The 10,900-nt window shown below is 60.7% G+C and carries 11 protein-coding genes; all 11 read left to right on the top strand.

The window, feature by feature from the left end:
• Positions 1 to 144 precede the first annotated feature (144 nt).
• The 11 genes from uvrD to LU493_RS17520 all read left to right on the top strand — a co-directional run bounded on the left by uvrD (position 145) and on the right by LU493_RS17520 (position 10,629).
• Positions 145 to 2,349 (top strand): DNA helicase II, encoded by a 2,205-nt coding sequence (gene uvrD / locus LU493_RS17570; protein ID WP_275289105.1) that lies wholly within the window; start codon positions 145 to 147, stop codon positions 2,347 to 2,349.
• Between the two features lie 318 nt (positions 2,350 to 2,667).
• Positions 2,668 to 3,186 carry an Hcp family type VI secretion system effector gene (locus LU493_RS17565; protein ID WP_275289104.1) on the top strand — a complete coding sequence of 173 codons (519 nt, stop codon included), beginning with the start codon at positions 2,668 to 2,670 and terminating at the stop codon, positions 3,184 to 3,186.
• A gap of 241 nt (positions 3,187 to 3,427) precedes the next feature.
• Positions 3,428 to 5,506, top strand: coding sequence for a type VI secretion system Vgr family protein (locus LU493_RS17560; protein WP_275289103.1), 2,079 nt, complete (start codon positions 3,428 to 3,430; stop codon positions 5,504 to 5,506).
• Positions 5,503 to 6,342: a DUF4123 domain-containing protein gene (locus LU493_RS17555; protein ID WP_275289102.1), complete on the top strand. Its 840-nt coding sequence runs from the start codon at positions 5,503 to 5,505 to the stop codon at positions 6,340 to 6,342. The genes LU493_RS17560 and LU493_RS17555 overlap by 4 nt, the downstream gene beginning before the upstream one ends.
• A 2-nt stretch (positions 6,343 to 6,344) precedes the next feature.
• Positions 6,345 to 6,842: a DUF3304 domain-containing protein gene (locus LU493_RS17550; RefSeq protein ID WP_343076102.1), complete on the top strand. Its 498-nt coding sequence runs from the start codon at positions 6,345 to 6,347 to the stop codon at positions 6,840 to 6,842.
• Positions 6,843 to 6,844: 2 nt separating this feature from the next.
• Positions 6,845 to 7,318: a DUF3304 domain-containing protein gene (locus tag LU493_RS17545; RefSeq protein ID WP_275289101.1), complete on the top strand. Its 474-nt coding sequence runs from the start codon at positions 6,845 to 6,847 to the stop codon at positions 7,316 to 7,318.
• The gene (locus LU493_RS17540; RefSeq protein WP_275289100.1) at positions 7,315 to 9,111 is read left to right on the top strand and encodes a phospholipase effector Tle1 domain-containing protein; all 1,797 of its coding nucleotides are present in this window, start codon (positions 7,315 to 7,317) and stop codon (positions 9,109 to 9,111) included. Before LU493_RS17545 ends, LU493_RS17540 begins: the two co-directional genes overlap by 4 nt.
• 39 nt (positions 9,112 to 9,150) lie before the next feature.
• Positions 9,151 to 9,585 carry a hypothetical protein gene (locus LU493_RS17535; RefSeq protein WP_275289099.1) on the top strand — a complete coding sequence of 145 codons (435 nt, stop codon included), beginning with the start codon at positions 9,151 to 9,153 and terminating at the stop codon, positions 9,583 to 9,585.
• Positions 9,582 to 9,938, top strand: coding sequence for a hypothetical protein (locus tag LU493_RS17530; RefSeq protein WP_275289098.1), 357 nt, complete (start codon positions 9,582 to 9,584; stop codon positions 9,936 to 9,938). The genes LU493_RS17535 and LU493_RS17530 overlap by 4 nt, the downstream gene beginning before the upstream one ends.
• Positions 9,925 to 10,302, top strand: a complete 378-nt coding sequence (locus LU493_RS17525; protein ID WP_275289097.1) for a hypothetical protein — start codon at positions 9,925 to 9,927, stop codon at positions 10,300 to 10,302. Before LU493_RS17530 ends, LU493_RS17525 begins: the two co-directional genes overlap by 14 nt.
• Positions 10,303 to 10,341: 39 nt before the next feature.
• The gene (locus LU493_RS17520) at positions 10,342 to 10,629 is read left to right on the top strand and encodes a hypothetical protein (protein WP_275289096.1); all 288 of its coding nucleotides are present in this window, start codon (positions 10,342 to 10,344) and stop codon (positions 10,627 to 10,629) included.
• The last annotated feature ends 271 nt before the right edge of the window (positions 10,630 to 10,900 follow it).

Genomic DNA, 10,900 nt, shown 5'->3' with positions numbered 1-10,900 from the left:
GTCCAGCGTCCAGCGTCCAGCGTCCAGCGTCCAGCGTCCAGCGTCCAGCGTCCAGCGTCCAGCGTCCAGCGTCCAGCTTCCAGCTTCCAGCTTCCAGCGTATGGTAAGCTGTCGCTCCATTTTCCGAGCAGCGATGCCTTCCCCATGGACGACGTCACGGCGATCCTCGATCAAATGAATCCGGCCCAGCGCGAGGCCGTCAGTGCTCCCCAGGGCAACATGCTGGTACTGGCCGGCGCGGGCTCGGGCAAGACGCGGGTTCTGGTGCATCGTATCGCCTGGCTGATGCAGGCCGAGGGGCTTTCGCCCTACGCCGTGCTGGCGGTGACCTTCACCAACAAGGCGGCCCGGGAGATGCGCACGCGCCTCGAGGCCTTGCTGGGCATTTCGCTGCGACATGTCTGGGTGGGCACTTTCCATTCCATTGCCCACCGCCTGTTGCGCACCCACTGGCAGGATGCCCGTTTGCCGCAGCATTTCCAGATCATCGACAGCGACGACCAACTTCGCCTCATCAAGCGTCTGCTCAAGGATTACAACATCGACGACGAGCGTTACCCGCCGCGTCAGGTGCAGTCCTTCATCTCGGGGTGCAAGGAAGAGGGCTTGCGCCCCCATCAGGTGGATGCCCATGGCGATGCCTACCTGTCGCAGATGGTCGAGCTGTACGAGCGTTATCAGTTGACCTGCGAACGCGGCGGCCTGGTCGATTTCGGCGAACTGCTGCTGCGCAGCCTCGAGCTGCTGCGCGACAATCCCGCCCTGCTGGCCCACTACCAGGAGCGTTTCGGCCATGTGCTGGTCGACGAGTTCCAGGACACCAATACGCTGCAGTATGCCTGGCTGAAGCTGCTCACCGGCATGCGTACGCCGATGACCGTGGTCGGCGATGACGACCAGTCGATCTATGGCTGGCGCGGGGCGCGCATCGAGAATATCCGTCGCTTCGAAAAGGAATTCCCGGACACCAGGCTGGTGCGCCTGGAGCAGAATTATCGCTCTACCAGCGTGATCCTCGATGCCGCCAACGCCCTGATTCGCTACAACGCCGAACGCATGGGCAAAGAGTTGTGGACGGCAGGGGACCGAGGCGAGCCCATCTCGGTGTATGGCGGCTTCAATGACCTCGACGAGGCGCGTTACATCGTCGACACCATTCGCGAGCGCGTCGAGGAAGGCGTCAATCGTCGCGAGATCGCCATTCTTTATCGTTCCAACGCGCAGTCACGGGTCATCGAGGAGACGCTGATTCGCCAGGGCGTGCCTTACCGGATCTATGGCGGCCAGCGTTTCTACGAGCGCCTGGAGATCAAGAACGCCCTGGCCTATCTGCGCCTGCTGCTCAATCGTGACGACGACGCTTCCCTGGAGCGGGTGATCAATGTGCCGGCCCGTGGCATCGGTACCCGTACGGTCGAGACCCTGCGCAACCGGGCCCGCCAGACCGGCGATTCGCTCTGGCAGGCCCTGCACGATGCCACCTCGGACGGCAGCCTGCGAGGTCGTGCCGTCTCGTCGTTGCAGGCCTTCGCCGACCTGATCGAACAGCTCGACAACGAGGCGTCGGGGCTGTCGCTCCACGATATCATCGATCACGTCAACGCACGCACCGGGCTCGTCGAGCATCACCGCAACGAAAAGGGCGAGAAGGGCCAGGCTCGGGTCGAAAACCTGGAGGAACTGGTCACGGCGGCCAAAGCCTTCACCCAGAGCGAGGCCTTCGAAGGCGTGGAAGCCGGCGAAGGCATGGCCGCTCTGGAAGCCTTCCTGGCCGAGGCAGCGCTCAATGCCGGCGATCACGAAGCCGACGAGTTCGAGGATTGCGTGCAGCTGATGACGCTGCATTCGGCCAAGGGCCTGGAGTTTCCCGTGGTATTCATGGCCGGTGTCGAGGAAGGCCTCTTCCCGCACAAGATGTCGATGGAAGAACCCGGGCGTCTCGAAGAGGAGCGGCGGCTCTGCTACGTCGGCATGACGCGAGCCATGAAGAAACTCTACCTCACCCATGCCGAGCTGCGTCGGCTGCATGGCAAGGAAACCTTCCAGCGGCCCTCGCGCTTCCTGCGCGAGGTGCCCGAAGGCTTCATGGAAGAGGTCAGGCTGCGTGGCCAGATCTCGCGACCCGTCACCACCTCGCGCCCCACGCCGAACCTGCAGCAGAACGGCGTCGAAGGCGGCGCGGATCTACCGTCGCTGTCACTCGGCCAGCGCGTCAGTCATCCCGTCTTCGGCGAGGGTGTGATCCTCAACGCCGAAGGCGAGGGCGAGCGCGCCCGGGTCCAGGTCAGCTTCGAGGGAGAGGGTGACAAGTGGCTCGTGCTCGGCTTCGCCAAGTTGACCCCTTTGTAGGGTGGGGGTCGCGGCTTGAAGCCGGTGGTCGTCTTGTCCGGCGGCCCGTCAAGTTATCCACAAGATCATCGTGACAAGCAGTCCATGACCCCGAAAGGTCGAGCAATATCTTGCCCGCTGGGCAACTTCTTGCTCGCTTCCAGGCAAGATCTTGCTCGATTTGTCCGTTACGTTTGTTTTAAATTGACAGTATCTTGTTGAATTAAATGGAAATGTCATGAGTTGGCACTAAAGGTGCCCCTATCAGGGCGTCCTTTGGACATTCGCCAATCGTTCAACGAAATTCGCCCAGCGAATTCACGGTCAAGGAATCGACTCATGCCAACACCATGTTATATCAGCATCGAAGGTCAGACGCAGGGCAACATCACCGCCGGTGCCTTCACCCCCGAGTCCGTCGGCAACATCTACGTCGAGGGCCACGAAGACGAGATGCTGGTTCAGGAATTCAAGCACATCGTCACCGTACCGACCGACCCGCAGTCCGGTCAGCCCTCCGGCCAGCGTGCCCATAAGCCGTTCATCTTCACCGTGGCCCTGAACAAAGCCGTGCCGCTGCTGTACAACGCCCTGGCCTCCGGCGAAATGCTGCCCAACGTCGAGCTGAAGTGGTACCGCACCTCTGTGGAGGGCAAGCAGGAACACTTCTTCACCACGACCCTGACCGATGCCACCATCGTCGACATCAACCTGCGCATGCCCCACGCCCAGGACTCGCAAAAGTCCGAGTTCACTCAACTGATGGACGTCTCCCTGGCCTACCGCAAGATCGACTGGGAGCACACCGTCGCCGGTACTTCCGGTTCCGACGACTGGCGCGCCCCGATCGAAGGCTGAGGCCTCGCGTCGCCGACGGTGCCCTCTTCGACGCTCGCGCCGGCGGGCATCGTCCACGCCGTCAGGGCCCTGGTCCTGGCGGCGGCATGCGTCAACGTTTGCCGATACGCCTTGTCAGCGATCGCTGACGCATGTCGCCACTGCCTTGTGCTGAAGGCTTGTTCGCGTAACCTACCCCCCTGCTGCCGGCCATGTCTGGCCGGTGACCCAAGGAACGGATACGGCCTCCAGGAGGGATGCCATGACCCAGGCCAATGGATTGCAGTTCACCCTGAGCCTGACCGGTGCCGATGAGGCCGATCTGGCGGTGATCGACTTCACCCATGAAGAGGCGCTGTCGTCGCCGTTTCATCTTCACGTGCGCGTCGCCAGCCGGGCCGGCGACCTCTCGCCCGAGGCGCTGCTCGACCGCCCGGCGAGCCTCACCGTGTGGCAGGACGGCGTGGCCCGGCGCCGCGTCCACGGCATCGTCGCCGAGTTCGGCCGCGGCGACCGCGGCCATCGCCGCAGCCACTACGAGGTGGTCATCCGCCCGGCGCTGTGGCGGCTCTCGCTGCGCCACAACGCGCGGATCTTCCAGCGGGTCTCGCCGCTGACCATCATCAACACCCTGTGCGAGGAACGCGGCCTGACCGATGTGGCCTTCGCGGTGACCCGCGAGCCCGCCGAGCGCGAGTACTGCGTGCAGTACCGCGAGACCGACCTCGACTTCATCGAGCGCCTGGCCGCCGAGGAGGGGCTGTTCTACTTCCATGAGTTCGAGGATGTCGAGGGTGGCGCCCACCGGCTGGTGTTCGCCGACGATCCCCAGGTGCTCGCGGCCCTCGGCGAGCGCCCCTACCACCATCGCGCCGGCGGCACGCCGTCGCAGCGTCACCTGCGTCGGCTGACCCAGACCGCCCGGGTGCGCCCGGCGCGTGCCCAGCTCAAGGACTATTCGTTCAAGCAGCCCGCCTACGCCCAGCTCCACGACCATCAGGGCCAGGGGCTGGAGCAGCACAGCCAGCGGTCGGACTACGAACACTATGACTACCCGGGCCGCTACAAGGCCGACGCCTCGGGCCAGGCCTTCACCCGCCACCGCCTGGAGCACCTGCGCCACGACGCCCTGACGCTGGCCGGCGAGAGCGACCTGCCCGAACTGGCCCCGGGCACGCGCTTCACCCTGGCCGACCACGACGTGGGCGAGCTCAACCGCGGCTGGCAGATCATCACGATCAAGCACGAGGGCGAGCAGCCCCAGGCGCTGGAAGAAGATGCCGTGCAGGCCGACGGCATGACCCGCTACCACAACACCCTGACGCTGACCCCGGACGACACCGCCTGGCGCCCGGAACCCGAGCCCAGGCCGCGGGTCGACGGCCCCCAGGTGGCCTTTGTAGTGGGCCCCGAGGGCGAAGAGATCTATTGCGACGCGCACGGCCGGGTCAAGGTGCAGTTCCCCTGGGACCGCTACGCCGAGCCGAATGAAACCGCCAGCGCCTGGCTGCGCGTCAGCCAGGGCTGGGCCGGGGGTGGTTATGGCTTCCAGGCCATCCCCCGGATCGGCCACGAGGTGATCGTCTCCTTCCTGGAAGGCGATCCGGATCAACCGATCATCACCGGGCGCACCCACCACGCGGTGAACACCCCGCCGTACTCGCTGCCCGAGCACAAGACGCGCACCGTGCTGCGCACCCAGACTCACCAGGGCGAGGGCTTCAACGAGCTGCGTTTCGAGGACCAGCACGACCAGGAGCAGATCTGGCTGCACGCCCAGAAGGACCTGGAGCTGCTGACCGAGAACGACCGCACCGAGGAGATCCGCCGCGACAGCGACCTCAAGATCAAGCGCGACCGCATCAGCGAGCTCGACCGCGACGACCACCTGACCGTGCACGGCGAGCGGCGCGAGAAGAGCGCCGGCGCCCAGCACCTGACCATCGACGGCAGCCTGCACCTGAGCGCCGGTCAGGCCTGGCTATCCGAAAGTGGTCGCGAACTGCATATCAAGGCCGGCCAGAAGGTGGTGATGGAGGCTGGCGGCGAACTGACCCTGGCCGCCGGCGGTAGCTTTCTCAAGGTCGACGGCGGCGGCATCACCATCGGTGGCCCCAGCGTCAAGATCAACGCCGGCGGCAGCCCCGGCAGCGGCACCGGGCAGGGCGCCCAGGCGCCGCTGCGGCCAGGCAAGGCCGAAGCCGAGCATCACGAGCGAATCGAACCCGGTCAGCGCGAGGCCACATTGGCTTCCACGTTAGTGCCGCCTGACGTATGCGAGGAGTGCTGGAAGAAGGCTCTCGCCGAGGGGCAGTCTATGATACCGGGGGATGGGACATGAAGAGGGTGTTAAGACCCAATACCTGGAGAAATATCGGGGTCTCTGACAGCAATCGATATGCCTTGATAGAGATGGGAGAGCTGCCTCGGGAGACCCGGACAGCATTGATCGAAGCCGCCGATGGGTATTATTGGCCCTTGATACGTGACACTCGGCAGGAGCACTTGATCAGGGAGGGGCCTTGGCTGGTGGCGTTGCCCGATAGCGAGGGGGAGCAGCAAGCCTGGGATGGCATGGAATGCGGGCTGATGGCATGGGTGGAAAGCCCCCAATCCGGCGACTCGTTAGCTCGCCAGCTGGCCCCAGCCATGACCGTGATATCGCCGGAGGGTAAAACCTGGCTAATGCGCTTCTATTTGCCATCGCTCATTCAGGCCCTCCATGGGGCGAACTCATGGGCTTGGTATCGGGATCTTTTCAATGGCATTGAACGCTGGTGGTACCCAGCACAGGAAGCGGGGTGGCAAGCCTTGTCAGGGTTGCCAGATGATGGCTCGAGGCATGATGTCTGGCGGCTCGACTGTGATACTCATCTGTGGGATTCGCTCAAGGGAAACACTGAGGCCACGGCATTGACCGCACAGCTCGTGAGCGAGATTCCGGAGCTGTTCAAGCATATTTGCCCATGTGATCGTCCAAGATGCGTCGCCGATGCTCTTTTGGCTGCCGATGAAGCTAAGCTGTCACGCCCTGAGGATCGCAGGATCTATGTCTATCTCTGGTTGGAAAAAGGGGAGGCTTTCATGCAAAGCGATTCAATATGGCACTGCCTTGAACAGGCGGCATACGGCGATAAAACACTGCTCGAGTACCTTCAAATGCGAGAGGAATACTGACCATGCTGGTGCGCTGTTTGTTTCGGCGAGTGTTACGAGGCGTGCCTACCTGGATTCTGGTCGTAGGCGTGCTGGTGATTCTCGCTTACGTCGGTTGGTATAACTTTCTGCGTATGCCTACCGGAGGGACTCTGCAGAGTCATAGTTATATAGACAGGCCTATCTATAGCTATTGGGTCAACGATAATTGGGGGGGGAATTTAGGACCTTATGGCGGAAAAACGACTTGTTGTTGGTCCTTTTCTGGGGATACTGCCGAAGTGGTTTGGATTCTCAGCATATCTAAGGCGCAACAAGAGCAAGGCATGGAGCAAGAGCGCCATAGCGTGACACTGCCTATGCCGGAGCGCACCCGGGAAGATCATTATCTTCACGTACATTTTCTTCCCGATAACCGGGTCGAACTGGTATGGAGTCCGAGCTTTAGCTCGCCCTTGGCAGAGCGAATGGAGCGGGGATATCCAAGAATAATGGGCCAACCAACGCGGAAGGAGGCCTGACCATGCTGGTGCGCTGGATGATGCGACGGGCGCTGCGTGACGTGCCCGTCTGGGTTCAGGTGGCAGGGGTGGCGGCGCTGCTCGCTTACATCGGCTGGTACAACTTTCTGCGGATGCCCACGGGCGGAATTTTAACGGCGCATAGTGAGATCGATAGACCCATTTATAGCTATTGGGTCAACGATAACTGGGGGGGGAATCTAGGCGCATACGGAGGGGGAAGCACTACTTGCTGCTGGTCCTTCGAGGGTGACACCGCCGAAGTGGTTTGGATCCTCAGCATGTCGAGAGCACAGCAAGAGCAGGGCATGGAGCAGGAGCGTCATAGCATGACGCTGCCGATGCCGGAGCGCACGCGGGAGGATCGCTATCTTCATGTGCATTTCTTGCCCGATAATCAGGTCAAGCTGGGATGGAGCCCTGATCTTTTCTCACCTTATGAGGAACGCTCTGATCAAGAGAGAGAAGCTCGATGATTGATCAAGATACCCTGGAGCGCTGTCAGGCGTTCAATGCACGTACAGAAGATCACCCGTCCTCGGGCATCGGTGCTGACTGCCGATTAACCCTGGAAATTGGCTTTTTCTTCGATGGCATGGGGCGTCATCTGGAGCAAGATCTACGCGAAGAACGCGTTAGCAATATCGGCCGATTATTTTCTGCGTTTCCCGATAAGGGACAAGACCGTCTTGGCTATGCGTTTCGCAGACTGTATTTCTCCGGCCTGGGCACACCATATGAAGCTGGGTTGGAGGAAGGTCTCGCAGGCGCTCTGCAGCGTGCCCCTGATGATATGGATACCGCCGTTACCGGACATATCGGCACCAACACCCTGGGCGCCGTGGCCGAGACGGCGCTTCAGGATGGTCAGCAGGGCCATTGGTGGGAGGTCTTCGGCCGCTCCTGGAAGGCGTCACTGACCAAACCTTGGGAGTGGGTCAAGAGTGCTCGGGATGCAACCATTCGCACTGGTGCCGAGGTCTTTAGTCCAATTCGTGACCATCCGGTCACGGCCAATTTGCTGATGAGCGGGACGTCTACACGACTGGCATCGGCCACGGATCAATTTCAAGATACTATTGGCCGTGTCCAAGGAGAGAGTCAGCTAAAGTTGGGAGTCATTCGCATCGCGGTATTCGGCTTCGATTTCGGCGCCGCCCTGGCCAAGGCCTTCGTGCGCGAGTTGCTGGAGGAGGTCTGCGAGCGTGAGGGCGAATGTTATCGCTATGAAGGCGCCGAGGTACAGATCGTCTTCGCCGGGCTCTTCGACTGCGTCGATCGCACGCACCCCGAGCTTGGCCCCGTGGACTGGTTTCTCCCGCTGACGCCCGTTCTCGATGATGGCGGCTCGCTCCATCCAGGCTGCCGTCGGGCATTGCATCTGATTGCCGCTCATGAGCGGCGTTTCTATCGCCGCTGTCGCCCCCTTGGGCCGTTACAGGATAACTGGCGAGAGGTCCTCCAGCCCGGGATCAGCGAGGATATTGGTGGTGGCCTGAAGCCCGACGAGCAGAAGGTCAGTGCCGAGCTGTCAGTGGCGGCGCTCCATCGTATGTATCGCAATGCCATGACAGCAGGCGTCCCCTTTCCTAGCCTGGAAGACCTACAAGCGCAGGACGTTGCTACGTCACGGCTCTTCGAGTTGAACGACCAGGTGGATGGCCACTCGCTCGTGGCACTGTGTCGTCATTATGAGCAGTTGTCCAATGGTGCGCTTTCTCCCACCGAGGCGCACTTCCGGCAGCATGCTCAGCTCTATTTGGTCTGGCTGGCTTATCGCTATCGGGAGCATCAGGCGACTCGCGCGGCGCTCCGGGCCCGGCTCGATTCCCTGCCCGATCGCACGCCCAGTGGCGTCTTGGGTGTACCACGTGCTTCGCTTACGACCCCTTCTGATGAATGGCACGAGATAGAAGCCGATGCCGCGGAGGCGGAGCAGGCCCTTGATCGCCTGGAAGCTCAATGGGGGTGGTTGGAAGAAGTGGATCAGGAGGCCCGCCAGATCCGCGCCATATTTCTATCGAGTGATGGCATGACCCGACGTCATGCCCGACAGACGCTCGATCAGGAATACACTATGGCCGAGGCTTGGTGGCGCTGGACACGCGAGACGGCGCCACCTGAGCTATCCGAGGAGGTGGAACTGCTGTTTGCCTATGGGTTGCATGACAAACGCCCCGAAGAACAGCGGAAGCGCAACCGGCAGGCGACAATGCTGGTCGGGGGCTACCACTTCTTCGCCTGGCGGCGCCTTGATATCCCTGATTGACGATTCTTTCACCAAGGCAGCCGATGCCGAGCCACTCAGTTGACGCGGCATAACAAGGCCGATGTGCCTCGTAGTCTGGGTGGCTATAGCGCCACCAGCTCGCTTTTCGTCGACAAGGTGCGGGAATTGCGCCGGGTCGAGAAACGCCAGGTATTACCTGACCAGAGTGCGGTGCGTTTTCTGGCGCGTCGAGACGTGATGCCCTCGCGGAGTGTCGATATATTTGGCAACAAATTCAGTCATGGGGCACTCAGAGTGGCCGTGCAGGCTCATATCGATACCGAGGTGGGAGCGATGGTACTGCCGACCCCGTCGCTGGAAGAGTATGAGGCCTATCAAGAAGGCAGGCACGGCCAGCCACCCGAGGCCGAAACCGGGAGACGCAGTCCGATGATGGACATGGTGACCTCATTGTTTACTGATAACGACACGACACCCTATTGGTCGATCACCGAGGTAGAGATCCGACTATGAGCTCTGACACAGCACCCTATGAGACGGATGCCTATCGCGCTGCGGTCATTCCGTCGCTGCCCGCACCTCAAAAGGCCCGCGAGCGGAGAGGGGAGGATCTACTTCCATTTGGTGATTACGCGTACATAAACCCCTACCAGCAGCTCTGTGACGATGCTGAATTGGTGCAGTATCAGGAAAATGAGGATCCGAATTTTTATCAATCCCAGAATTGGTGGTGGGGCCATCAACGAATTCGGTTTCTTAAGAGCCAAACAGAATTATCCATTCTTCTCATGGCTGTTCCTTTTATATGGTTCTCTATTTTGCTTCTTCTTGTTCTCTTGGCTGGTTTAGAAGTTGCATTTTTTTGAAAATGAGTACCTTGCTACATTTTTAATGATGGCAGTTTTTGCATTTGGTTTGTTTTTAGTATGCCTTTTTGGGCCGACTTCTACCCAGTGGATAATGAGTGGAATAGTTTGGCTGTTTAAGCCATTATGGGCCTTTATCAAACAACGCTTTGATTGCTACGCCGAGGATCGATGTAGCGAATTCAACCGCCAAACTGGGCTTGTCAGCATGGCCCAAGGGAAGAAGAAAATTCCCCTTGTTGCCCCCTTTATTGAATTCGATGGTTATGTCGAGCGTGTGGTGCAGCGTGGCGGTGTGTTCTACAAGCTGATGCTGGTGCACCGCTACACGGGCAAGGAGTTTCACCACACGTCATTCAGCTAGACGGTGATGCACAAGCAGGAGGTCCATGCGCAGTGGGACATGTTGCAGCGTTATATGGATGTCTCTCAGCCGTTGCCGGACGTGCCGCGGCTCGAGCCGTTCCGGTATCGCGACCCGGTGACCGCGGAGCATGATCGCCAGACAAGACGTGATCCTCGCTATTGGCGTGATCTCGATATCGAGGCCTGGAAAGAGCGTGAAGGCGCCGAACTTCTCAAGGCCCAGATGGACTATCCGTGGGGTCAGCAGCAGTGCCGGTTGACGCCACAGCTTGGCAAGATCGATATGGAAACGTATCGGGAACAGCGGGCTGCCGCCATGGCGTAAGGCGATGGGCAGGGTGATGGCGTCAACAACATGCTTGTCGAAGCCTGACCGATTTTGGCAGCTCGATAAACGTGGCCGTAAACCAGCCATCAGCGCTGTAGCTAAACCGTTTTCATTATCGACGGACAGCTGGTGTATCAAACGCACAACACGGCAAGGACGTCGTGCCTATCCCTCTCGCCAGGGAAGGCGCGCTGCCGCCCGCCCCGGCGGTAGCGTGCCCTGATGTTTGAATAGCGGCGGCTGGACTATGCTCACCAACCGGCTGACC

The organism is Halomonas elongata (genome assembly GCF_029081005.1).
GTDB lineage: Bacteria > Pseudomonadota > Gammaproteobacteria > Pseudomonadales > Halomonadaceae > Halomonas > Halomonas elongata_B.
This window is presented reverse-complemented; position numbering and strand designations above follow the sequence as displayed.